Origin of the sequence: Pseudomonas antarctica (assembly GCF_001647715.1) — a bacterium.
GTDB classification, from domain to species: domain Bacteria; phylum Pseudomonadota; class Gammaproteobacteria; order Pseudomonadales; family Pseudomonadaceae; genus Aquipseudomonas; species Aquipseudomonas antarctica_A.
Genome location: NZ_CP015600.1, coordinates 2605787 through 2630839 on the forward strand (window position 1 = coordinate 2605787; position 25053 = coordinate 2630839).

Below are 25053 nucleotides of genomic sequence, written 5' to 3' on the forward strand. Positions count from 1 at the left end.
GGTGAATTGAGTTCCAAATGTGGGAGCGGGCTTGCTCGCGAATGCGGTGTGTCAGTCAACTCATTTGTAACTGACACACCGCATTCGCGAGCAAGCCCGCTCCCACATTTGATTGGGTTCAGCTTCCAAGATCAGGTCGGCTGTCAGGCCGCCTCGGTTTTGCTTTTGATCTAACCACTCAGGTCGGCTACCAGGCCGCCGTGCTCTGCTTTTGATCTTGATCTGCTGTTGATCTTAGGCGCCCCGTTAACCACGCTGGCCGAACGCAGGCTTTGGAGCGTGGGTAAACCGGCAGGACGCCGGTTTAGCCGCGATGGGCCAAGGATGGCCCATGGCGGCGGCCCACGGTCCAAAGCCTGCGTGAGGGCACACCGAGCCTAGGCGAGGTGCCGAGTGGTGGGGCAAGAGCCCTTTGGTTACTTTGGGGCTTTTCCAAAGTGACCCGCCGTAAGGGCGGAACCCATGTCAGCCGTAACCCAAACAACGGATATGTACACAAATCCCCCCACCACCCTCAGCGCAACCAGTTGGTGCGCGCCAACTCGATCACTTCATCACCGCGCCCGCTCATCACCGCCTTGAGCATGTACAGGCTGAAACCCTTGGCCTGTTCCAACTTGATGCTGGGCGGCATCACCAGTTCCTGCGTGGCGGTAACGACGTCCACCAGCACCGGGCCGTCATGCGCCAGGGCTCGGCGCAAGGCCGGTTCGAGGTCTTCGGATTGTTCCACGCGAATGCCGAGGATGCCCATGGCATTGGACATGGCCGCGAAATCCGGATTTTTCAATTCAGTGCCGGTGTCGAGGTAGCCAGCGGCTTTCATTTCCATGGCGACAAACCCGAGTGACGAGTTATCGAACACGATGACTTTGACCGGCAATTTCAATTGCGCCAACGAGATGAAATCGCCCATCAACATGGCAAACCCACCGTCGCCGGACATCGAAATGACCTGGCGCCCGGGGAAAGCCGCTTGTGCGCCGATGGCCTGCGGCATGGCATTGGCCATCGAACCGTGGTTGAACGAACCGATCAGGCGGCGTTTGCCGTTCATTTTCAAGTAGCGCGCAGCCCAGACGGTGGGTGAGCCGACGTCGGCGGTGAAGATGGCATCGTCATCCGCCAACTCGCTGAGTAAGCGCGCCACGTATTGCGGGTGGATCGGCCGGTCAGCCTTTGAGGGCTCTGCCAGGTCATCCAGGCCTTGGCGGGCCTTCTCGTAATGCTTCAGTGAGGTGTCGAGAAAGCTGCGGTCGGCCTTGCGGGTCAGGCGCGGCAACAGTGCTTCGATGGTCTCGCTGACGTCGGCAGCGATACCCAGGTCCAGCGTGGCCCGGCGCCCCAGCGCCTGCGGGTTGCGGTCGACCTGGATGATTTTCGCGTCGGTCGGGTAGAACTGGCGGTACGGGAAGTCGGTGCCGAGCATGATCAGCGTGTCGCAGTTGAGCATGGCGTGATAACCGGAGCTGAAACCGATCAAGCCGGTCATGCCCACATCAAACGGGTTGTCCCACTCCACATGCTCTTTACCGCGCAAGGCATGCACCACCGGCGCGCCCAAGGCATCGGCCAGGGCCACCACTTGGTCGTGGGCGCCGGCACAGCCGCTGCCGCACAGCAGGGTGACTTTCTGGCTGCCCTCAAGGATCTCGGTGAGGCGTTGCAGGTCCTGCTCCGCCGGCAAAGTGCGCGGTGCGTGCAGGGCCGGCCACGGCTTGAGCTTGTCTTGTACTTCCAGCAGCGACACATCGCCAGGAATCACCACCACCGCCACGCCACGGTTGAGGATCGCCGAGCGCATGGCGCGGTGCAGCACCTGGGGCATTTGCTCGGGGTTGGTCACCAGCTCGATAAAGTGGCTGCACTCTTTGAACAGTTCCTGGGGATGGGTTTCCTGAAAGTAGTTCAGGCCGATTTCCGAGGAGGGAATCTGTGCGGCAATGGCCAGCACCGGGACATGGTTGCGATGGCAGTCGAACAGGCCATTGATCAAATGCAGGTTGCCCGGCCCGCAACTGCCGGCGCACACCGTCAGTTCGCCGGTGGCGGCGGCTTCGGCACCGGCGGCGAAGGCGGCGACTTCTTCGTGGCGCACGTGCATCCACTCGATGCTGTCCATGGTGCGCAGGGCGTCGGTCAGGCCATTGAGGCTGTCGCCGGTCAGGCCCCAGATGCGTTTGATGCCCGCCTGTTCAAGGGTGGTCGCCAATTGCTGGGCCAGGTTGATTTTCGCCATGAAGAACTCCAATCGTCAGTGAGGTAAAAAATTGCTGATCAATAGGGGACAGTTCGATCACGGCGAATGCTCCGCTCTTAATGTGAAGATTGCGTCATGGCGGCGCGGTATTGGCGGGTGCGGCGGGCGATAAACCACTGGTCGCGGACCAACGCCATCCACGGTGCGACCTTCGGCTTGGGCAGGTGGCCGCGGCTCAGGCGGCGCATCTGGTAACGCACCACCGCCAGCGTGGCGAGGGCTGCCAGGGGTTTGCGCTGCCAGTTGATGGGTTTGAGTTGCGGGTTCAGATCGCGCCCTTCGCGCCAGTGTTTGATCAGTTGTGGTTCCAGCGTCAGGGCGGTGGCGATGCCGGCCATGGCAATGCCGCTGTCCAGCACCTGCTGCACGATTGGCAGGCGACGAATACCGCCGGTGACCATCAGCGGCATGTTGGCGAGGGTTGCAAGCGCTTTGGCAAATTCCAGGAAGTACGCTTCACGCGCCAGGGTACGGCCGTCCCGCGCGTCTCCTTGCATCGCCGGGGCCTCATAGCTGCCGCCGGATAACTCGAGCAGGTCGATGGGCAACGGGTTGAGCATCTCGACCACCGCGCGCGCATCGGCCTCTTCGAACCCGCCGCGCTGGAAGTCCGCCGAGTTGAGCTTTACCGCCACACAAAAGGACGGGCTGACGTTGGCGCGCACTGCGTTGATCACCTCCAGCAGCAGGCGCGCACGGTTTTCCAGCGAGCCGCCCCAGCGATCGGTACGCAGGTTGCTCAGCGGCGAGAGAAACTGGCTGAGCAAATAGCCATGCGCTGCGTGGATTTGCACCCCGGTAAACCCGGCTTTCTCGGCCAGGCGCGCGCTGGTGGCGAAGCGCTTGATCACGTCTTGAATGTCGTGCTCGGTCATGGCCCTGGGCTTGGCAAACATCTTCGAAAAACCGCCCAGCTCGAGTGCTACCGCTGAGGGCGCCAAGGCTTGCTGGCCCAGATTGGCCATGGTCTGGCGCCCCGGATGGCTGAGCTGCACCCAAAAGTGCACGCCCTTGGCGCGGGCAACATCGGCCCATTCACGGAAGCTCTCCAGGTGCTGCTCATCTTCCAGGGCCACGCCGCCGGGGCCGGTCATGGCGTGGCGGTCGATCATCACGTTGCCGGTCAGTAATAAACCGGGCTCACCGTCCGCCCAGGTCTTGTACAACTGCTTCAATTCGCGCGAGGGCGCTTGCCGGGCGTCGGCCATATTCTCTTCCATCGCCGCCTTGGCGATGCGGTTGGTAAGGATTTGGCCGTTGGGCAGTTGCAAGGCTTCAAAGGGCGACATGGATTGACTCCTGGGCGGGGGAGGCCTCAGGCTAAGCTTAAAGTTAACTTTAATGTCAAGCAGGGCGTGGCAATGAATATTGGTGAGCTGGCAAAACAAAGCGGGCTGGCAGCGTCGCGTATCAGGTTCTACGAGGCCGAAGGGCTGATCAGCCAGGTGGGGCGCCAGGCCAATGGCTATCGACGCTATTCAGCACAAGCGTTGCAGACCCTGCAACTGATTCAGAGCGCGCAGCAGGCCGGGTTTACCTTGCAGGAACTCAAGGCGCTGATGCCAGCACCAGGCGAGCACAAGCGCGATGAATTGGTCGAGGCACTGGAGCGTAAGGTGCAGCAGATCGAAGCGATGCAGGCGCAGTTGGCCCAGAGCAAAGCTCAGTTGCTGGGCGTGATCGAGGCGGTGCGGGCCCAGCCGGCAGATGTGCCGTGTTCCATAGGGCAGAAGCACGTGCTGGCGTCGATCAAAATCAATTCATAAAAAAGCCCTGGCATGCCAGGGCTTTTTCATGCGCTAACGTTTAGCGACGACGGAACAAGGGCAGCGGTTCATCCGTTGCGGCTTGATACGTCACCGAGAAGTCCTTGAGGCTTTCCAACGCTTCATACGGGTCTTTGTCGGCGCGCAAGGCGAAGGCATCGAACCCGCAGCGGTGCAGATAAAACAGCTGGTCGCGCAGCACATCGCCAATCGCGCGCAGCTCGCCTTTGAAACCGTAGCGGTCTCGCAGCAGGCGTGCGTTGGAGTAGTTGCGACCGTCGGTGAAGGCCGGGAAGTTCAGGGCGATGACCTGGAAGTGTTCCACGTCGTTGCCGATTTCTTCGGCTTCTTCATCGGCGTCCAGCCACACACCCAGGCCGCCGTCGCGGGCCTTGAGCGCATGGGCGTGCTCGCGCCACAGGGCCAACGGTACGATCAGGTCGTCGCAGTTGGAAATGCCATCGAAGCTCGCGTCCTTGGGCAGCAGGTGCCAGGTTTCGTCGAGGACTTCGTTGTTCTTAATGATTCGCTGCATAGACGCGCTCCTTGAACAGGTCGATGCCAATGCGCTGGTAGGTGTCGATGAAACGCTCATCTTCGGTGCGCTGTTCGATGTACACGTCGATCAGCTTGCCGATCACCTCGGGCATGGCTTCCTGGGCGAAGGACGGGCCGAGGATCTTGCCCAGGCTCGCATCGCGGCTGGCGCTGCCACCCAGGGACACTTGGTAGAATTCTTCGCCTTTCTTGTCCACGCCCAGGATGCCGATGTGGCCGACGTGGTGGTGACCACAGGCGTTCATGCAACCGGAGATGTTCAGGTCCAGCTCGCCGATGTCGAACAGGTAGTCCAGGTCGTCGAAACGGCGCTGGATCGATTCGGCGATCGGGATCGATTTGGCGTTGGCCAGGGAGCAGAAGTCGCCGCCCGGGCAGCAGATGATGTCGGTCAGCAGGCCGATGTTCGGCGTGGCGAAACCGCCTTCGCGCAGCTCGCCCCACAGGGTGAACAGTTGGCTCTGTTCAACGTCGGCGAGAATGATGTTCTGCTCATGGGAGGTGCGCAGTTGGCCGAAGCTGTAGCGCTCGGCCAGGTCGGCGACGGCGTCCAGCTGTTTGTCGGTGATATCGCCCGGTGCAACGCCGGTGGGTTTCAGCGACAGGGTCACCGCGACATAGCCCGGCTTTTTGTGCGCCAGGGTGTTGCGGGTACGCCAGCGGGCGAAACCTGGGTGCTGCTGGTCAAGGTCGGCCAGCGCAGCTTCCTGGTTGCTCAGGGCTTTGTACTCAGGGTCGACGAAGTGCTTGGCGACGCGGTGTACTTCGGCTTCGGTCAGGGTGGTCTGGCCGCCGCGCAGGTGTTCCATTTCAGCGTCGACTTTCTGGGCAAATACCTCAGGGGTCAGCGCTTTGACCAGGATCTTGATCCGGGCCTTGTACTTGTTGTCACGACGGCCGTAGCGGTTGTAGACCCGCAAAATGGCATCGAGGTAGCTCAACAGGTCCTGCCATGGCAGGAATTCATTGATGAATGCGCCGACGACCGGTGTACGACCGAGGCCGCCACCGACCAGCACACGGAAGCCCAGCTCGCCGGCTGCGTTGTGCACCGGCTCAAGGCCAATGTCATGCACTTCGATGGCGGCGCGGTCCGAGGTCGAGCCATTGATGGCGATCTTGAACTTGCGCGGCAAGTAGGCGAATTCCGGGTGAAAGGTGGTCCACTGACGGACGATTTCACACCAGGGGCGCGGGTCGATCAGCTCGTCGGCGGCTACGCCGGCGAATTGGTCGGTGGTCACGTTGCGCAGGCAGTTACCGCTGGTCTGAATGGCGTGCATCTGCACGGTCGCCAGTTCAGCCAGGATGTCCGGCACGTCCTCCAGCGCCGGCCAGTTGAACTGCACGTTCTGGCGGGTACTGATGTGGGCATAGCCTTTGTCGAAGTCACGGGCAATCTTGGCCATCATGCGCGTCTGGCGCGAGGTCAGTTGGCCATAAGGCACGGCCACCCGCAGCATCGGCGCAAAGCGCTGAACATAAAGGCCATTTTGCAGGCGCAGAGGGCGGAACTCTTCCTCGCTCAGCTCACCTGCCAAGTAGCGTCGGGTCTGATCACGGAACTGCTTGACGCGGTCCTCGATGATGCGCTGATCGTATTCGTCGTATACGTACATATAGGTCCTGTTCTCGGCAAATCTGCGCGCACGGCCGCGCACTCCCAACGGAGCCGGCGCACGATACCAGTTTGCGTTTATGCGCAAAAGTGATGTTTGAGTATATGTAAATAACCAAATTGACTAATGAGAACGGTTATCGCGATACCCACATTTGTCATGCGGGCAATCATGATCTTTACTGTCGTCGAGTCTTAGTGCAATCACCTATAAAACCGACAAGAGGCGATGCGATGAGCAATTCGACCAAAGCCCGTAAACCTGACAGTACCGTTGACGCCTGGGCCATTTTGTTCCTGATAATTCTGGTGGTCGGAACCGCCGTGTTCTGGGTTAGCCACCAATAAAAGAAGGTTGGTTGAGCCTCGATTGACTGCCAGTTTGCCACTATCATGGCGGCCAACATTCAAGGCTCAAACGACTATGTTGAAGGTTCTGATTGCGTGTGCGTGGTTACTGGGATCGGCGTACGGGGCGATGGCCCATGCGACGTCAGTGGTCTTTCTTAACCCGGGCACGTCCACGGAACCCTTCTGGGTCGGCTATTCGCAATTCATGCAGGCCGCTGCCAAGGACCTCGGCCTGCATTTGTGCGTGCGCTATTCCGAGCGCGACAGCAATAACACCCTGACGCAGGCGCGAGAGGCGTTGCAGGGCGCTGACCGCCCCGATTATCTGGTGCTGGTCAACGAACAGTATGTTGCCCCGCAGATTCTGCGCCTGGCCCAAGGCAGCGGGGTCAAGCTGCTGCTCGTCAACAACGCCCTGACCCCGGATCAGGTGCAGTTCCTGGACGTGTCCAATCAGCCTGACCTGCTCGGCAGCATCGTTGCCGATGACGAGCAGGCGGGCTACCTGATGCTCACCGAGTTGCTGCGTCAACATGGCCCCATTGCGCCCGGCCAGACCCTCGACTTGCTGGCGTTCTCCGGGGTCAAGAACACGCCTGTCTCGCTGCTGCGCGAAAAAGGTTTGCGCAAGGCGCTGGATGAACACCCCGAAGTCCGGTTGCGCCAATTGGTGTACGGCGAATGGAACCGCCAACGCGCCCTTGAACAAGCCACTCAGCTGTTCAAGCGGCACCCGGAGACGGCGCTGGTGTGGTCGGCCAATGACGAGATGGCCCTGGGCGCCATGCAGGCTCTGCAGGACAGTGGCCGCGTACCGGGCAAGGATGTGTTGTTCAGTGCGATCAACAGCTCGTCGCCCATCCTTGAGGCTCGGCTCGACGGTCGACTGAGTGTCCTGGTGGCGGGGCATTTCACCCTGGGCGGTTGGGCCATGGTGCTGTTGTATGACGATGCCCATGGGGTGGATATCGCCCGGCACGGCGGGAGCGAGCGTGAGGTCGCGCTGTTCCAGCTGATTGGGCCGGAGCAGGCGCGCCGCTTGTTGCAAATCAATGCCGGCAGCGATTACAGCGTGGATTTTCGGGCGTTATCGGCCTTGGGCAAACCTGAAAGCTATCGTTACCCGTTCAGCCTGCGCGCTGTGTTGCCTTGACCCTCCTCAGACGCCGGCCAGGTGCAGCACCAGCTTGACGATGCCGAACAGCGCCAGCGCAAACACCGCCGTGAACAGAATGCCCAGGATCACAAAGTGGCTGGGCTTGCCGTGGGTAAAGTCCCGCGCGCGGTTCTTGCCGCTCTGCACACCGAAGGCGGCGGCCATCACACTGTGCAGCATTTGCCAGAAGGTCGGTGGCTTGTTGTCGACTGGACCGTTCATACATCCCTCGTCAGGTAGATCTCCCTACAGAGCATAGACAACTCTCGGTGAGGCCACGCCCGTTGTATGTATGCACCAACGACCAAAGGCGGAGCGGTGATGTGCTGTCACTCCCAATCACAGGAGTGACACCATGCCCGATTCATCTCGCCGTCCCGCCACTGGCAAGCCGCCAGTGGCAACCCTGAGTATTCACGGCGACGTCCTCGAAAAGGCCGTTCCGCAATGGCTGGTCGACGCGACGCCAGCCCGCAGGTTGGCACTTAAAGAAACCGCGGCGGTCTTGCCCGACTGGTACAAAAACGCCTCGCCCGAACAGCGCAAGACCGTCAACGCGAGCGTCAAGGCCAGCGCCGTCGCTCAGGTTCAGTTGCACAAAACCATGTCGACGTTTCAGGACGTTGATGCATTCGCCAAGCCATTACTGCCCAAGGCGTTGAAAGAACAGTTCCAGGTGGAAATCGACGTCGACAAGACGTTGTTATGCCCCAGGCGCCCGCTGCAGGTCAGTACGATTGAGATAACGGTTGACGGTATTGGCGCTGTTTTTTTGGAGGATGTGGAAGCTGTCAAGTTCAGGCAGCTTCGACATGGGTGGAGTTAGTGCGATTTACTCACGGCCTGGGCAGTTCCAGCTTAAGGAACAGCTCCTTATCCAGCGGCGGTTTGATCTCGGCTTTATCCAAATTGACCACGGCTCGGTTGTCAGCGCGAGCCCGTTCGATCAGTTCTTTACGCGTAAACAGGCGCTCAGCTTTAGTCTTTAGATGGCCGAAGGCCGGTGTTAATGCTGGAGTATCGGCCGCCGGGTAATGAAAGTGCGCGTACCACAGGACGGTTTCTTCATACGGTTTCCCATGTTTTATTTGGCTTTTATCGCGTATCACGTATTCGCTGAGATAGTCGCCTGCCTTCAATAAAACTCGGCTTTTGACCAGGTTGATATCGACAAAACCGTGTTGCCACAGGTACGCAATATTGGACGCTTTGGGGCGCTGTTGCTTGTAGCCCTCGCTGCATACTTCACGTGCCAGCTTGAGTGTGGTGGATGACTCGTCGCGGTAGGTGTTCATCATGGCGTTCGCATCTGGATGCGAGGCATGATTACGTTCGATTTCATCGGCCAGGGCGGCCATTTTGTTCGCATGCGGGGTCAACATGTCTTGCCAGTCCAGCGGGTTGAGCATTTCGCCGCGTGTCGGGTCCTGAAGCTTTCTCTGCAGGCCGCGTATCTTGCGTTCGATTTCCGCCCTTTGGGGTATCGCGCTTTCTGCCTCACGTTTAATAGCGGCCAATGAGCGAACCACCGGCGCAGGCGGTTGTGTGGCGGGCGTCGCCGCAACAACCTCGACCCATACGCCTTCATTGGCGTGTTCGAGGTAGGTGGCGACGATCTGCCCGGTGATGGGGTCGTTGATGTCGACAAATTGGCCGGGGTCCTCCGGTCGAGGATCGCGCAAATCACCCACCAGGCTGCTGTTGTTGCGCGTCTTGATGACTTTCCTGGCGGCGGGTTTCGCCCGGGTCGGGCTGGCAGAACTTGGCAGGAGGGCAAACCCTTGGTCTGTCAGGATCAAATCGGCCAGCTGTGCTTCAAGGCTGGTACGGGTGTCAATGAGCTGCTCCAGGAATGGGGTTTGATACTCCTCGCGCACAAAGCCGGAGCCCATTTCACTTAATGAGTTAACGGCGTTCTCGAGTCGCTCATAGCGTTCAAGGACGCCCTTGAGTACGGCAACTTGCTCAACCGTAGAGTAGCCACTGGTTGTACGCATTTCCGTGTGCGCCAAGACGCTGGCTGTGGTTTTAGGATCAGTGAGTTCCTGGACGAAAAGAAACTCCGCCGGTTCTCGGGAACCGTGGGAGCGGTCCAGTACCAGCTCGGTAAGGAATAGCAGTGCGTGTTGCTTTAGGGCGATCGAGGATATCTTTTGGTCGGTGGGCCTGTCTTGCAATAGAAAATTGCGCAGTGCGGGGTCTGCCTGTTTGAGGAAGGTTTCGATTTTTTCTGCAGGCTCAACCATCTGTTCGAGCGCTTCAACCTGTAGCGTCTTGGTGTTGATGTACGCCTCGTAGGCGTCTGTGACGTTGTCGCGCAACTCTCTGTTGACGCGGTCTCCGAGCTCCACGGTGTTTTCGCCGCGTTCGGTTTCAAGGGTGTCGGTAAATTTTTGCGACAACACCTCAAAGATTGACCCCCAGTAGTTATAAGCAAACTGGGTTGCGACGTCGCGTGATCGTTTGTGTCTCGGGTCCGTTCTGTCGGCTTCCATCAGTTCGCCGTTCTTGACTTCGATCTTCTGCATTGTCGGGTTAATCACCTCCGCGTTTTGCCGGTAGTTGTCGAATGCGATATCCCAATGCAATTTGGCTTGCGCGGTCATGAGTTGTCTTTGCGCATGCCGTTCTGTGATTCTGGCGTGCAGTTCTGGAAGCGCAGTCGAGGTGCCGAGCCTTATCCAATCCTCTCGCAACGCTTTTTTATGTTCGACCAGTTGGGTCCTGGCCGTGTCCAGCGCTGTTTTGAACGGAAGAAACGTGATCGCCAATGGCAGCATTTCGGCATTGAGACTTTCCAGGTCTCTCTTCAGCGCGGCTATCCGATCTCGATGCTGTCGCTGCCATTTATCCAGCTTTTCCCTGGGCATACCGCCTTCCAGCCGAGCCTTTCGTTCCAGCCGCCAATGCCCTTGTCCGTCGCTGGCCAACTTGAAGCCAGGACGCTGCGGGTGCTGCGGGTCAACCAGGTAGACCTCGCCGAAACCGGCTACCACGCTGACTTGAAACAGCAGCCCGCCGACGCTGGCGTGCCAGCTATTGTCAATTCTGTACAGCCCCTTGAGCGGGCCGCTTGCCTCGGCGGGTGGCAAGGTTTCGGGCCACGGCACGTGAACATCGAGCAGCGCCTTGAGCAACTTCGCGCTGCTCTGGGGGCTGGCTATCGAGCGGCTGAAGTCCAGCGCGGTGTGGCCTGTCGCCGGAGGCTCACCCGGCAGCGCGACCGAGCCGTGTTGGACCGGTGCAGTGCTCTCCGGAGGCGGCAAACCCGCAGTGCGGCGCCAGGACGCCAGGTGCAGAGCGTTGTCTTGCGGGGCGAGTTCCGATAACGGCTGTCGGGCGCCATCCGAGGGTGTGGCGGCATGCAACAGCACCATCGCGGTATTGAGCAACAGGTCAATCAGCGCCAGCTCGCGGGTGGTCGGGTCATCGCTGTCGAGTCCGGCCAAATCCTGTTCCAGGCTGCTGACCAGGACCAGGAACCAGCCCGCCAACATGGCCGGGCCGCGCACCAATGGCAGCAACAAGGTGTTGAACAGCAGCCAGGCACCTTCCATCACGATCGCCCAGCGGCTTCCGCTGTTGGACACCGACTCGCGATCAGCCAGGTCGACCATCGCCCTTGCGGTGCTGCCGAACAGGTGGCCAAGCAGCTTGCCGTTGACCTGTGACTGAAGCCATTCATCGGCACCCTCATCGACTGCCAGCGTCGCGGGGGCCGGCTGTTCAGGCGGGGCGAATTCATCCCCGGGCAGGAAGCGAATGATGTGCGGCTCTTTAAACCCGCCGTGATCGTAGATCGGACGCGCCTTGTCGCTTAGCCAGGTCAGCACGCTCGTCTGCACCGCGCCGGGAGTGGCAAGCGCATCCAGCAAGGCCTGGCGTGTGGGGTATTGATACAGGCTGTCGGTATACAGCGGCCGATACAGCAGGTGCGGGCCGATGTTGGCGTCCCGAGGCTCGATAACAAACATGTTATTGACTGTGTCGGGCGTGGCTCCGGCTTTTCGGCACAGGGCCAGTGGGCGCAGGACGATCTCCTGGCCGTCGACGATTCTGTCGGCGGGGGTGTCGCCCATCAACGCCTTCACATAACGATAGCCTGTGGTGGTGACGCCATACTGCTGCCTGATCCGGTACTCCAGCGCCTGCATCGGCAGGTGGACCTTGAGTTCGCGAGTAAACAGGGTCTCCCGTTGGCGCGCGTCGCTCGTGTCGGTGAGCAACAGGTCCTTGATCTTCTGTGGATAGGCTGTGCCAATGTCGACGCGCTGGATCAACCCCTGGCTACCCAGCAAGTAGTCTGTGGTCATCCAGTCCGGCAGTGTCTCGGCACTTTTGGCGGCGAGCGTCAGCGTGCCTTTGGGCTTGCCGGCGAGGTTCTTCAGCGCCAGCTCCGTCAGCGACATGCGTACATGCTCGATAATGCCGGCGCCGCCCGGGTAGCCGGCGGCCACGGCGAAATCCAACACCAACTCGTCGGGATCGTAATCCTCATGGTCGGTTTGCATCTGTTTGCGCAATGCGTCGCGGCTGAAATTGTGGATGTTTGCAATGCCCTCGTTGAAAGAGCGGCCCTGATTCTGTTTCATCACTCGCGCCATGTCCTGCAGATGGCGGTGGTAGGCAAAGCGGTCATCGGCACTGGCGTGCTTGAGCCACGCGGGCAGCTGGCGGTCGACCTTTTGCAGGCGCGCAGCAGAAGGCACCGGGACCTTGGTAAACAGTAGGGCTGGGTCCGTGAGTTTATTCAGGGCTTGGGCAAGCGCTGCTTCGCTTTGGCCTTGAAATGACAAACTCGCCAGGTCTTCAAGTTGCTGATTAAGAATAAGCCCGGCCTGCTGTTCGAACACGTTGCCTTCAGGCTCATTGCGCCGCCAGGTGATGCTGTCGCACTGGAATTGGTTCTGCATCCTGGCCCCCCAGGTTTCGCCAAAGGCATCCATCGAGTCAAACGGCTCGACAGCCCCCGTCAGGCTGCACAGCAGCACCTGTTGGTCGCGCACCAGCAGCAGGTCCGGCGTGAGCAGGCGTGATGCTTTCCCGGCGCTGGAAAGAGTGGTTTCAATGAAATAGGCATACGTGGTGGGCGTGGAGCGGGGCAGACGCTCGAGGCGCCCGGGCCAGGCGGCGGTGACAGCCAGCATGTCCCGTTGTACTTCGGTCAGGCCTGAGGGGCCTGCTGCTGCCGCGGTCATCTGACCATTGAGAAATTCACCCAGCCATTGCCAGCGACTGCTGCCGTGGCTGTCGGTGGCGCTCCAGTAGTCAGTCAGGGCGTGCTGGAAATGCAGGTAGAGCGATGAGGGTAAAGCGTCGATGAGTTGCGCGATGACCTGCATGTCGATCAGCGGCAGCGCTGCGGGCTTCAGCACCGTAGGCACGTTTTGCGTCAGGTAGAACGGCAGTTCACGGCGTGGCTGCAGGTCAAGTAGCTGCGGGTTCAAGACATGTGCGATAGCGATGTTCATCAACAGCGGGTAGGTATAACCGCCAGCGGGGGCCGGGGTGGCCAGCTTGACCGAGAGCAGGTCCAGTTGCAGGGTCGGGTAGCGCTGCAGGATGCGCTCGCGCAGGGCATTGAACACCACTGAAAACAAAGCTGGGCGAGTGGCGAAACGCTCATGGACAGCCTGGGCAGGTAATTGGCCCAGGGCTGTGGGTAACACGGGGTAGGTTGGATCGGGCATGACGAAATCCTGTTTCCTGTTTCAATCCGGTGCGGGTTGGCTGCCGGGTCAGCGGACCGATGATCGGTCCGCTACAGGAAATCGGATTTCGTCGTGGCGAGTACGGTAGGGGGATACCGCAAATAGGGCCGAGCGTCTTAGTTGTCGTAACCCAGGTTCGGCGCCAGCCAGCGTTCGGTGACGCTCAAGTCCTGTTGCTTACGCGCGGTGTAGCTTTGCACCTGGTCCTTGTCGACCTTGCCCACGGCGAAGTATTGCGCCTGCGGATGGGCGAAGTACCAGCCGCTGACTGCCGCCGCCGGGAACATCGCGTAGTGCTCGGTCAGGAACACGCCGCTACGGCCCGCCTGCATTTCGCGGGCCTCGGGGTCGAGCAGTTGGAACAGTTGGGCTTTCTCGGTGTGGTCCGGGCACGCCGGGTAGCCCGGGGCAGGGCGGATGCCGCTGTATTGCTCTTTGATCAGCGCCTCGTTATCCAGCTGTTCGTCCTTGGCGTAGCCCCAGTGTTCTTTACGCACTTGCTGGTGCAGCCACTCGGCGCAGGCCTCGGCCAGGCGGTCGGCCAGGGCCTTGACCATGATCGAGTTGTAATCGTCGCCTGCGTCCTGATAGGCCTTGGCCACTTCTTCGGCGCCGATACCCGCGGTGGTGATGAAGCCACCGATGTAGTCGGTGACGCCGCTGTCTTTTGGCGCGACGAAGTCGGCCAGGGAGAAGTTTGGCTTGCCGTCGGTCTTGATGATTTGCTGGCGCAGGTGATGCAACCTGGCAATCGGCTGGCCGTCGTCACCGTAGACTTCCAGGTCATCGTCCTGCACCTGGTTGGTCGGCCAGAAGCCGAACACTGCGCGGGCGCTGATGAGTTTTTCGTCGATCAGCTTTTTCAGCATTTCCCGGGCATCGGCGTAGAGCGCGGTAGCCGCTTCGCCCACCACTTCGTCTTCGAGGATGCGCGGGAACTTGCCGGCCAGGTCCCAGGAGATAAAGAACGGCGTCCAGTCGATGTACTCGGCCAGCACCTTGAGGTCGATATTGTCCAGCACCTTGGCGCCAGTAAACGTCGGTTTCACCGGGGTATAGGTGCTCCAGTCGAACTGCGGCTTCTTGGCGATCGCGGCCGGGTAGCTCAGACGCTCGGTGCGGGCGCTGCGGTTCGAGGTGCGCTCGCGCACGTCGATGTATTCCAGGCGGGTTTTCTCGACGAAGGCTGGCTTCAATTCCTTGGACAGCAACTGCGTGGCCACGCCCACCGCACGGGAGGCGTCGGTTACATAGATCACCGCGTCGTTGCTGTACTTGGGCTCGATCTTCACCGCAGTGTGCGCCTTGGACGTGGTCGCGCCACCGATCATCAGCGGCAGGTGGAAGTCCTGGCGCTGCATCTCGCGGGCCACATGCACCATCTCATCCAGGGACGGCGTGATCAGGCCGGACAGGCCAATGATGTCGCACTTCTGTTCCTTGGCCACCTGCAGGATCTTCTCGGCCGGGACCATCACGCCCAGGTCGACAATGTCATAGCCGTTGCAACCCAGCACCACGCCAACAATGTTCTTGCCGATGTCATGCACGTCACCTTTTACGGTGGCCATCAGGATCTTGCCCTTGGCTTCCGGCTTGTCGCCTTTTTCCAGTTCGATGAACGGGATCAAGTGGGCCACGGCCTGCTTCATCACCCGGGCGGATTTAACCACCTGGGGCAGGAACATTTTGCCGGCGCCAAACAGGTCGCCGACGATGTTCATGCCGGACATCAACGGGCCTTCGATCACCTCGATCGGGCGCGCGAACGATTGGCGGGATTCCTCGGTGTCTTCGACGATATGCGTGGTGATGCCCTTTACCAGCGCGTGCTCCAGGCGCTGGTTCACCGGCCAGCCACGCCATTCCTCGGTCTCGGCTTCTTTTACGCTGCCGTCACCTTTGTATTTGTCGGCGATGGCGAGGAGGGCGTCGGTGCCTTCCGGTGTGCGGTTGAGCACCACGTCTTCGACCGCATCGCGCAGCTCGGCCGGGATCTGGTCGTAGATCTCCAACTGGCCGGCGTTGACGATACCCATGGTCAGGCCATTGCGGATCGCATACAGCAGGAACACCGAGTGGATCGCCTCACGCACCGGGTTGTTACCGCGGAACGAGAACGACACGTTGGACACGCCACCCGAGGTCAGCGCATACGGCAGCTCATCGCGGATATAGGCGCAGGCGTTGATGAAGTCCACGGCGTAGTTGTTGTGCTCTTCGATACCGGTGGCGACCGCGAAGATGTTCGGGTCGAAGATGATGTCTTCCGGCGGGAAGCCGACGTCATTGACCAAAATGTCGTAGGAGCGTTTGCAGATTTCTTTCTTGCGCGCTTCGGTGTCGGCCTGGCCGGCTTCGTCAAAGGCCATCACCACCACGGCGGCGCCGTAGCGTTTGCACAGCTTGGCGTGGTGAATGAACTGCTCCACGCCTTCCTTCATGCTGATGGAGTTAACGATGCCCTTGCCCTGGATGCACTTGAGGCCGGCCTCGATCACTTCCCACTTGGAGGAGTCGATCATGATCGGTACACGGGAGATGTCCGGCTCGCCGGCAATCAGATTGAGGAAGGTCACCATGGCCTTCTTCGAATCGAGCATCCCTTCGTCCATGTTGATGTCGATCACCTGGGCGCCGGCTTCCACCTGCTGCAGGGCGACTTCCAGGGCTTCGGTGTAGTTGTCTTCACGGATCAGGCGGGCAAAACGTGCGGAACCGGTAATGTTGGTGCGCTCGCCGACGTTGACGAACAACGAGCTGCGATCAATGGTGAACGGCTCCAGGCCCGACAGGCGGCAAGCCTTGGGAATGTCCGGGATCGGGCGCGGCGCATAACCGGCCACGGCCTTGGCGATGGCTTCGATGTGGCCCGGCGTGGTGCCGCAGCAGCCGCCCACAATGTTGAGGAAGCCGCTCTGGGCGAATTCTTCGATGACCTTGGCGGTTTCCGACGGCAGCTCGTCGTACTCGCCGAACTCATTGGGCAGGCCGGCGTTTGGGTGCGCCGACACGTGGGTGCTGGCCTTGTTCGACAGTTCTTCCAGGTACGGGCGCAGCTCACTCGCCCCAAGGGCGCAGTTCAGGCCTACGGAAATCGGCTTGGCGTGGCTGACGGAGTTCCAGAACGCTTCGGTGGTCTGGCCCGACAGGGTACGGCCGGAGGCGTCGGTGATAGTGCCGGAAATCATGATCGGCAACTCGATACCCAGTTCTTCGAACACGCCTTGCACGGCGAAGATCGCGGCTTTGGCGTTGAGTGTGTCGAAGATGGTTTCGATCAGGATCAGATCGGCGCCGCCCTCGATCAGACCTTTGGTCGCCTCGGTGTAGTTTTCCACCAGCTCATCAAAGGTCACGTTACGGTAGCCGGGGTTGTTCACGTCAGGCGACAGCGAGCACGTACGGCTGGTAGGGCCGAGCACGCCAGCGACGAAGCGCGGCTTGGCCGGGTTTTCCAGGGTCTTCGCGTCGGCGACCTTGCGCGCCAGGCGTGCGCCCTCTACGTTTAATTCGTAGGCCAGGGCTTCCATGCCGTAATCGGCCATGGAAATGCGCGTGGCGTTGAAGGTGTTGGTTTCCAGAATGTCGGCGCCGGCATCCAGGTAGGCTTTTTCGATGCCGCCGATCACGTCCGGACGGGTGATGACCAGCAAGTCGTTGTTGCCCTTGACGTCGCTCGGCCAGTCGGCGAAGCGCTTGCCACGATAATCCTGTTCCTCAAGCTTGTAGCTCTGGATCATCGTGCCCATACCGCCATCGAGTATCAGGATACGTTCCTTGAGGGCTTGATGAAGGGCTTGCAGACGAGCGCTACGATCGGACATGGGACTACTCTGGTCAGGCATTTCGGAGGGGACGAATCATAGCAAACCTGTGCCGATTTAGAGCATGTCCAGGTTTTGCATGAATATCGTTCATGTTGGTGCGGGATGCAGGTCGGTAGAATTCCCGGGATTTATCATTTTGGCTTCATATCGGGACCAGGCTCATGCCGTATCGCATCATCGTCAGCCTTGCACTTTTGCTGATTGGCACCACTACGCAGGCCCAAGATCCCGCCCCGGCGATTTCCTACACCCGTGACATTCAACCGATTTTTACCGAGAAGTGCGTGGCGTGCCATGCCTGCTATGACTCGGCCTGCCAGTTGAACCTGGGCAGCGGCGAAGGCGCGGCCCGGGGCGCGACCAAAGTGCCGGTCTACGACGGTGAGCGCAGCCAGGCAACCAAGCCGGTCCGGCTGTTCTATGACGCCTTCGGTAAAGCCGCCTGGCAGCGCGAAGGCTTCAGCTCGGTACTTGATGCCCAGGGCAGCCAGGCCGCGCTGATGGCGCGCATGTTGGAGTTGGGCCACCGTCGTGCGCCCTTGCAGCCCAATGGCAAATTGCCTGAAGACATCGTGCTGGGCCTGAACCGCGAAAACATGTGCCCGTCGCCAGGTGAATTCGACGCCTACGCCGGCGCACACCCCAATGAGGGCATGCCGCTGGCCGTCACCGGCTTGAGTGACCAGCAATACCAGACCCTGCAACGCTGGCTGGCCTCCGGTGCGCCGATCGATGAGCAAGGCGTGGCGCCGAGTGCCCAGGAAGCCGCGCAGGTGCTGCAGTGGGAAAACCTGCTCAACGCCCCCGGCGCCCGCCAAAGCCTGGTGGCGCGCTGGCTGTACGAACACCTGTTTATTGCGCATCTTTATTTCGAGGGCGGCGAACCCGGGCATTTCTTTCAGTGGGTACGCTCACGTACCCCCAGCGGCCAGCCGATTGACCTGATCAACACCCGCCGCCCCAACGACGACCCCGGCACTCGGGTGTACTACCGCCTGTGGCCGGTACAAGGGGTGATCGTGCATAAAACCCACATCACCTATCCTCTCAGTGCGCAGAAAATGGCACGGGTCAAATCCCTGTTCTACAGCGGTGATTGGCAGGTCACCGCGTCGCCGGGCTACGGCCCCGGGCGCCGTGCCAACCCATTCGAGACCTTCGAGGCGATCCCGGCGCAGGCGCGTTACCAGTTCATGCTGGACAACGCCGAGTATTTTGTACGCACTTTTATTCGTGGCCCGGTGTGCCGCGGGCAGATTGCCACGGACGTGATCCGCGACAACTTCTGGGCGCTGTTTCAGGCGCCGGATCACGATCTGTACATCACCGATGCCCGCTATCGCGGCCAGGCGACGCCGTTGCTGGCGATGCCGGGGCAGAATGATGACGTGGGCAGTGTGCTCAGCCTGTGGCTCAAGTACCGCGACAAGCGCAACCAGTACGAAGCCCTGCGTCGGGACAGTTATGCCGACCTGCCGGCGCCAAGCTGGTCAACCCTGTGGGCCGGCAATGACAATGCGCTGTTGAGCATCTTCCGCCACTTTGACAGTGCCTCGGTCAATAAAGGCCTGATCGGTGAAGTCCCGCAGACGATGTGGTTGTTCGATTACCCGTTGCTGGAGCGCACCTACTACCAACTGGTGGTCAACTTTGACGTGTTCGGCAATGTCTCGCACCAGGCCCAGACCCGGCTCTACTTCGACCTGATCCGCAATGGTGCCGAGCAGAATTTCCTGCGCCTGATGCCGGCCGATACCCGCGACGACTTTATGGACGATTGGTACCAGAACAGCGGGAAACTCAAGCTCTGGCTGGACTACGAGGCGATTGACGATGACACGCCGAGTGGGTTGCATCTGGATAAGAAGGACCCGAAGCGCGATTTTGCCAATCAGTTATTGACGCGTTATGGCGATTTGAACGCCAGTCCGGACCCGATCAACCGTTGTGCCGGTGCCTATTGCTCGCGCGATGGGATTGATCCGGCGTTGCGGGATGCGGAGCAGGCCCTCAGTCGCCTCACGTCGAGGCCGGCGGCGGGGCTCAAGGTGATTGAGCAACTGCCTGAGGCCACTATGTTGCGGATCGAGACCGCCAGCGGCAAGCGGGTGGTTTACAGCATGTTGCGTAACCGGGCGCACAGTAATGTGGCGTTTTTGCTGGGTGAGGCTTATCGCTATCAGCCGGGGCTGGATACTGTGACCATTTATCCAGGGGTGCTGAGCAGTTATCCGAACTTCATTTTCAATATTCCGGCGCAGGAGGTGCCGGGGTTTGTTTTGGCGATGGAGAGTGCCAGGGATGCTCAGCAGTTTGAGAAGATTGTTGATCGGTGGGGTGTGCGGCGCAGTCATCCGCTGTTTTGGCAGTATTTCCACGACTTGTCGCGGTATGTTCTGGAGACTACGCCGGTTGAGGCGGGGGTGTTGGATATGAATCGGTATGAGAATTTGTGATTTGTGATTTGTGTGGGGGTACATATCCGTTGCTGCGGTAACGGCGGCTTAGGGTTCCGCCCTTACGGCGGGTCACTTTTTTACAAAGCGCCTAAAAAAGTAACCAAAAAACGCTTTGCCCCACCACTCGGTGCCTCGCCTGGGCTCGGCATGCCCGCACTCCGGCTTGAATCCGTGGGCCGCCGCAATGGGCCATCCCTGGCCCAGTGCGGCTAACCCGGCGTCCTGCCGGGTTACCCACGGATTCAAGCCTGCGTTCGGCCAGCGTGGTTAACGGGGCCTGTCAGATCAAAATCAAAAGCAGAGCACGGCGGCCTGAAAGCCGACCTGAGTGGTTGAAGCAAAAGCAGGGCAAAAGCACAGCGGAAGCAGAACTGCTTTTCTGTGGGAGCTGGCTTGCCTGCGATGCAAGCACCTCGGTACATCAGGCATACCCAGCTGATGCCATCGCAGCGGTTCGGCGGTCCGACAAGCCAGCCCCACATTGACCGAGTACAGCCTGAAGAGCAGCACACTCTCTGCCTGATGTACTGAGTTCAAAATGTGGTTAACGGGGCCTGTCAGATCAAGATCAACAGCAGATCAAAAGCAGAGCACGGCGGCCTGGTAGCCGACCTGAGTGGTAGAAGCGAAGGCAGGGCAAAAGCACAGCAGAAGCAGAACTGCTTTTCTGTGGGAGCTGGCTTGCCTGCGATGCAGGCACCTCGGTCCACCAAGTACACCGAGCTGATGCCATCGCAGCGGTTCGGCGGTCCGACAAGCCAGCCCCACATTGACCGAGTACAGCCTGAAGAGCAGCACACTCTCTGCCTGATGTACTGAGTTCCAAATGTGTGTGAACTAATTTGTAAACCATGTGGGTGAGTCATACCGGCAAGAGCCCTGCTTACGTTGGGGCTTTTCCAAAGTGAGTCGCCGTAAGGGCGAAACCATAGGCCGCCGTTACCGAAGAAACGGATAGGTACATCCCCCCAAGGCACCCACACAAAAAACTATCCCGACAAAAACACTAGGACTTTGTACCTCGGTAATAATTTGGCGTAAACTGCCCGCAAGCCTGTGAGGAGTTTCCATGACTGCCATAACCATTACCGACGCCGCGCACGATTACCTGGCTGATCTGCTGTCCAAGCAGAACACCCCAGGCATCGGTATCCGCGTCTTTATCACCCAGCCCGGCACCCAATACGCCGAGACTTGCATCGCCTACTGCAAGCCCGGGGAAGAGAAGCCTGAAGACACCGCCCTGGGGCTCAAAAGCTTCACCGCGTACATCGATAACTTCAGCGAAGCGTTCCTGGACGATGCTGTGGTCGATTACGCCACCGACCGCATGGGCGGCCAGTTGACCATCAAGGCGCCTAACGCCAAGGTGCCGAACGTCAACGCCGACAGCCCGGTCAACGAGCGCATCAACTACTACCTGCAAACCGAGATCAACCCAGGGCTCGCCAGCCACGGTGGTCAGGTCAGCTTGATCGATGTCGTGGAAGACGGCATTGCCGTGTTGAAATTCGGCGGTGGTTGCCAAGGCTGCGGCCAGGCGGACGTGACCCTGCGTGAAGGCATCGAGCGCACCCTGCTCGAGCGCATTCCGGAGCTCAAGGGCGTACGCGATGTGACTGACCACACGCAGAAAGAAAACGCCTACTACTGAGTAAGGCGTTCACTGCGAACAAAAAAACGGCGCCCCGTGAGCGCCGTTTTTTATGCTTAAAATTCAGTGTCTTACACACTCTTTCTAACAAATAAGATTAACTGTGGGAGCGGGCTTGCTCGCGAATGCGGTAGTTCAGTCAGAGATGCACTGGCTGACACTCCGCGTTCGCAAGCAAGCCCACATGTCCAACCGCACTCTTCAGGGGCGATAGAGGTGCGCGTGGCCTGCCCGGTACAGTGAGGACTCGCTGAAGCTGTCGCTTGCCAACACCCTGCCAACCACAATCAGTGCCGTACGCCGGAACCCCTTGGCGGCCACCTTCTCGGCAATATCACTCAGCGTGCCGACAACCCAGTCCTGATCCGGCCACGTCGCCCGGTGCACCACGGCAATCGGGCAGTCCGCGCCATAGTGCGGCAGCAGTTCGGCGACGATTTTGTCCAGGTGGTTGACCCCCAGGTGAATCGCCATGGTCGTGCCGTGGCGGGCCAGGCTGTCGAACGCCTCACCGGCAGGCATGCTGGTTTTGTCGGCGTAGCGGGTCAGGATCACGCTTTGGGCGATATCCGGCAGGGTCAGTTCCGCCTCCAGCAACGCCGCACAAGCCGCCACTGCCGTCACCCCGGGAATGATCTGGAAGGGAATGCCCCGTTCGCGCAAATGGCGGATTTGTTCGCCAATCGCCCCATACAGGCTCGGGTCGCCGGAGTGCACGCGGGCCACATCCTGGCCCTTTGCATGGGCTGCCTGGATCAACTCGATGATCTGTTCCAGGTGCAATTCGGCGCTATTGACCACCTGTTCCGCCTGATGACCCTCCAATACGGCGGTGGGCACCAGCGAGCCGGCATAAATGATCACCGGGCAACTGCGGATCAGCCGCTGGCCTTTGACGGTGATCAATTCCGGGTCGCCGGGGCCTGCGCCGATAAAGTAGACGGTCATGGGGAGTTCCTGTTGAAAAACGGGCGAGCATGAAGATTGCTCATGATCGAGAACGGCAATTATCGGGATTTTAGCCGGTGCAGGCTAATGCAAAGGTGGCCTGGGCGGTTTTTTTGCGGGTGATCAACAGGCGGGCAGGGGCGTGGGAGAGCTGTTCAGCCAAGGCAAGGGCCGCGCTTTCGGCGATGCCGTAACAGCCGGTGTGTGCGAAGGCCACGGCTGATTTGTGGCTCAGCCGGTCCTCGTAAACCGCCAGGTGTTCTGCACTGAAACACTGTAACGGCAGGTTCAGCATGTGAGCCAGGGCAAGCAAGCCCGGTTCATCCTGCTTGCGATCAATACTGGCCAGGGCCGCAATATGTTGGCGCTCAATACCGCCCTCGGCGAGGACGGCGTCAAACAGACCCAGCAGGGTGTGAACGTCACAACCCCGCCGGCATCCCAGCCCGACCACCAGCGTCATGCCGAGTAATGTTCGTCGCGGTTACGGCGGAACAGCCACGCGCTGATCAGGCCTAAGGCCAGCCAGAATGCAACGTTGGTCAGCTGCGATGCGATCTTGAACTGTGATTCCAGCGCTTCGGGGGCCAGCATCGAATGCACGAGGGGTTGCGGTGCGCCGATAACATGCGGGACGGCGATGATCGCCACACCCAGCACTTTCAGCAGCCCGTTGCGACCAAACACCAGCAGCGCGATACCGGCTGCGGTGGACGCCGCGGTGCCGATCCACCAGACCTGCCGTTGTGCCAAATCAGCCGCGGCAGTCCCCGGCAATTCCGGTGGCAGGCCCAAAGTGGGCGCCAGCACGAACGTCGCGTAACCCGCCAAGCCCCACAGCAGCCCTTGGGCCGTGCGAGTCGGCGCGCGCAGGGTGTAGAGACCTGCCAACATCAGCGCAAAACCGACGGCGACCACCAGGTTTCCGCCGGTGGTAGACAGCACGCGCTGCCAGCCATTTTCCGGCTCCCAAGCTTCGGCGTCGTGGATATGGGCTGCGGCACCTTCGGCATGTTCATGGGTCACTTCGACAGCAGACGGGGCTTTTTCAAAGGTTTCCGCCTGCAAAATCAGCGGTGCGACCCAGAAGCTTTGCAGCAGGGTCAGTAGCAGGGCGGCCAGCAAGCCGGTGAAACCTGCGGTTTGAGCAATACGCTTGATCATGTCGGCAGGCCTCAGTGGCACGGGAACGCGGCGCTGTGGCGGGTATCGTGGGCCGCGTTGTGCACCGCCTCGATATGCGAGAAACCGGCGAAATACACCAGGCAGGCGCCGAGGATCGAGGCACCGATGGCGGCGCTCAGGCGTTGGCTCAGGGTGGCGGAGCTACGGGTGGTGTGCGAGGTGCTGCTGATGATCGACATGGCGCGTCCCTTCTGGGTGTCAGGGTGGAACGAGCGCATGAAAACCCCGCGAGCCAGGCACGCAGAGTTTTAAACAGCGCCCGCCCACCGCGGGTTTGTTATCTGATTTTTTCGGGCCGGTCTCCGGGCTTGCGAGGGGGCTCTTGAACTAGAGTCCTGAAAGCATCGCCTTCCCATACCCGAGGGCACAGTGGCTGTGACGCTTCGCTCGCTTACCGTTGCGGGGGCAGCACCGGACTGGTCATGCACGCATGATTTACCGGTTTCCCGTTTCACCCTGTGAAGGGCACCCGAAACAAGGTGTGTAGGAGAGCATGGGGGTGGGAGGGGAGTCAATTGGGGTTTTTTGGTGGGTGTACATATCCGTTGCTGCGGTAACGGCGGCTTAGGGTTCCGCCCTTACGGCGGGTCACCTTTTTTACAAACGCCTAAAAAAGTAACCAAAAAACGCTTTGCCCCACCACTCGGTACCTCGCCCAGGCTCGGTATGCCCGCACTCCGGCTTGAATCCGTGGGCCGCCGCAATGGGCCATCCCTGGCCCAGTGCGGCTAACCCGGCGTCCTGCCGGGTTACCCACGGATTCAAGCCTGCGTTCGGCCATCGTGGTTAACGGGGCCTGTGAGATCAAGGTCAACAGCAGAGCACGGCGGCCTAGTAGCCGACCTGAGTGGTAGAAGCAAAAGCAGGGCAAAAACACGGCAACAACAGAACTGCTTTTCTGTGGGAGCTGGCTTGCCTGCGATGGCATCAACTGTGTGTCACTGACAGACCGAGATGTCTACATTGCAGGCAAGGCAGTCCCCACATTTGAATGCGTTCAGCGTCCAGGTTCAGGTCAGCTGCTAGGCCGCCGAACTCCGCTGTTGAGCTTTTTGATCTTAGGCGGCCCACTTAGGAATGCCGGAGGACGGGCACACCGAGCCTGGGCGAGGTGTCGAGTGGTGGGGTACTTTTGGTTGAGCCGGCATTTCGGGCCCTTTTCCAAAAGCGACCTGCCGTAAAGGCGGAACCTAAGCCGCCGTTACCGCAGCAACGGCTATGTACATCAACCAAACAACCCCATCATTGACCATCCCCCACGCACTGCGTAGCCTTGCACCTTCGAGGTTCTTCGGCCCAGGTCGAAGCTAAGAAGGGAACGCGGTTCAAGCCGCGGCTGCCCCCGCAACTGTGAAGGGTTCATCTGACTGCCACGCCACTGCCAATACGGCGGGAAGGCGCAGCCAGCGCCGGTCGTAAGACCCGCATGCCCCAAGCCAGGAGACCTGCCTCGTAACCGATTTTCTACTTCAACCGGGCGGGGTGATCCGGTGACGAAATCAGCTTCTGCGCATTTGCCGCAGGGCCTGTCGTCCCGTATGCCCGCCCCAAAGGGCA

Annotated in this window: 16 protein-coding genes and 2 riboswitches; of the genes, 5 read left to right on the forward strand and 11 right to left on the reverse strand. The window is 60.2% G+C overall.

The annotated features are described in order from the left end of the window. Positions 1-514: 514 nt before the first annotated feature. Both poxB and A7J50_RS12095 read right to left on the reverse strand, forming a co-directional pair. Positions 515-2239 carry a ubiquinone-dependent pyruvate dehydrogenase gene (gene poxB, locus A7J50_RS12090; RefSeq protein ID WP_064451996.1) on the reverse strand — a complete coding sequence of 575 codons (1725 nt, stop codon included), beginning with the start codon at positions 2237-2239 and terminating at the stop codon, positions 515-517. 77 nt (positions 2240-2316) lie between these two features. Continuing rightward, positions 2317-3549: an NADH:flavin oxidoreductase/NADH oxidase family protein gene (locus tag A7J50_RS12095; RefSeq protein WP_064451997.1), complete on the reverse strand. Its 1233-nt coding sequence runs from the start codon at positions 3547-3549 to the stop codon at positions 2317-2319. 72 nt (positions 3550-3621) lie between these two features. On the opposite strand from A7J50_RS12095, the gene A7J50_RS12100 reads away from it, so the two are divergent. After that, positions 3622-4026: a MerR family transcriptional regulator gene (locus A7J50_RS12100; RefSeq protein WP_064451998.1), complete on the forward strand. Its 405-nt coding sequence runs from the start codon at positions 3622-3624 to the stop codon at positions 4024-4026. Between the two features lie 40 nt (positions 4027-4066). On the opposite strand, the gene A7J50_RS12105 is transcribed toward A7J50_RS12100, so the two are convergent. After that, entirely contained in the window at positions 4067-4561 is a 495-nt protein-coding gene (locus tag A7J50_RS12105; RefSeq protein ID WP_064451999.1) for a DUF934 domain-containing protein, read from the reverse strand. After that, positions 4545-6203 carry a nitrite/sulfite reductase gene (locus A7J50_RS12110; protein WP_064452000.1) on the reverse strand — a complete coding sequence of 553 codons (1659 nt, stop codon included), beginning with the start codon at positions 6201-6203 and terminating at the stop codon, positions 4545-4547. The genes A7J50_RS12105 and A7J50_RS12110 overlap by 17 nt, the downstream gene beginning before the upstream one ends. 423 nt (positions 6204-6626) lie before the next feature. Here A7J50_RS12110 and A7J50_RS12115 point away from each other — a divergent pair, with 423 nt between their 5' ends. Further along, the gene (locus A7J50_RS12115) at positions 6627-7706 is read left to right on the forward strand and encodes an ABC transporter substrate-binding protein (protein WP_064452001.1); all 1080 of its coding nucleotides are present in this window, start codon (positions 6627-6629) and stop codon (positions 7704-7706) included. A 6-nt stretch (positions 7707-7712) separates the two neighbouring features. On the opposite strand, the gene A7J50_RS12120 is transcribed toward A7J50_RS12115, so the two are convergent. After that, on the reverse strand, positions 7713-7931 hold the full coding sequence (locus tag A7J50_RS12120; protein WP_064452002.1) for a DUF2970 domain-containing protein: 219 nt from the start codon (positions 7929-7931) through the stop codon (positions 7713-7715). 133 nt (positions 7932-8064) lie between these two features. Between A7J50_RS12120 and A7J50_RS12125 the strand changes: the two genes are divergently transcribed. Next, complete coding sequence (locus tag A7J50_RS12125) at positions 8065-8535, forward strand: DUF6543 domain-containing protein (RefSeq protein WP_064452003.1); 471 nt, start codon at positions 8065-8067, stop codon at positions 8533-8535. A gap of 10 nt (positions 8536-8545) precedes the next feature. Here A7J50_RS12125 and A7J50_RS12130 read toward each other — a convergent pair whose 3' ends face one another. Next, on the reverse strand, positions 8546-13399 hold the full coding sequence (locus tag A7J50_RS12130) for a dermonecrotic toxin domain-containing protein (RefSeq protein ID WP_064452004.1): 4854 nt from the start codon (positions 13397-13399) through the stop codon (positions 8546-8548). A gap of 137 nt (positions 13400-13536) precedes the next feature. Continuing rightward, positions 13537-17247, reverse strand: coding sequence for a methionine synthase (gene metH / locus A7J50_RS12135; RefSeq protein ID WP_064452005.1), 3711 nt, complete (start codon positions 17245-17247; stop codon positions 13537-13539). 164 nt (positions 17248-17411) lie between these two features. Here metH and A7J50_RS12140 point away from each other — a divergent pair, with 164 nt between their 5' ends. Further along, positions 17412-19706 (forward strand): fatty acid cis/trans isomerase, encoded by a 2295-nt coding sequence (locus A7J50_RS12140; RefSeq protein ID WP_064452006.1) that lies wholly within the window; start codon positions 17412-17414, stop codon positions 19704-19706. 1072 nt (positions 19707-20778) lie between these two features. Next, positions 20779-21363 carry a Fe-S biogenesis protein NfuA gene (gene nfuA, locus A7J50_RS12150; protein ID WP_017136914.1) on the forward strand — a complete coding sequence of 195 codons (585 nt, stop codon included), beginning with the start codon at positions 20779-20781 and terminating at the stop codon, positions 21361-21363. Between the two features lie 201 nt (positions 21364-21564). Here nfuA and cobM read toward each other — a convergent pair whose 3' ends face one another. From cobM to A7J50_RS12170, 4 genes are all read right to left on the reverse strand, one after another. Continuing rightward, positions 21565-22311, reverse strand: a complete 747-nt coding sequence (cobM, locus tag A7J50_RS12155) for a precorrin-4 C(11)-methyltransferase (RefSeq protein WP_064452008.1) — start codon at positions 22309-22311, stop codon at positions 21565-21567. 70 nt (positions 22312-22381) lie between these two features. Next, the gene (locus tag A7J50_RS12160; RefSeq protein ID WP_064452009.1) at positions 22382-22774 is read right to left on the reverse strand and encodes a cobalamin biosynthesis protein; all 393 of its coding nucleotides are present in this window, start codon (positions 22772-22774) and stop codon (positions 22382-22384) included. After that, complete coding sequence (locus tag A7J50_RS12165) at positions 22771-23475, reverse strand: CbtA family protein (RefSeq protein ID WP_064452010.1); 705 nt, start codon at positions 23473-23475, stop codon at positions 22771-22773. The genes A7J50_RS12160 and A7J50_RS12165 overlap by 4 nt, the downstream gene beginning before the upstream one ends. Before the next feature lie 11 nt (positions 23476-23486). Next, entirely contained in the window at positions 23487-23675 is a 189-nt protein-coding gene (locus A7J50_RS12170) for a CbtB domain-containing protein (protein WP_064452011.1), read from the reverse strand. 96 nt (positions 23676-23771) lie between these two features. Further along, positions 23772-23984: riboswitch (cobalamin riboswitch) on the reverse strand. A gap of 779 nt (positions 23985-24763) precedes the next feature. Then, a riboswitch (cobalamin riboswitch) is annotated at positions 24764-24964 on the forward strand. Positions 24965-25053 lie beyond the last annotated feature (89 nt).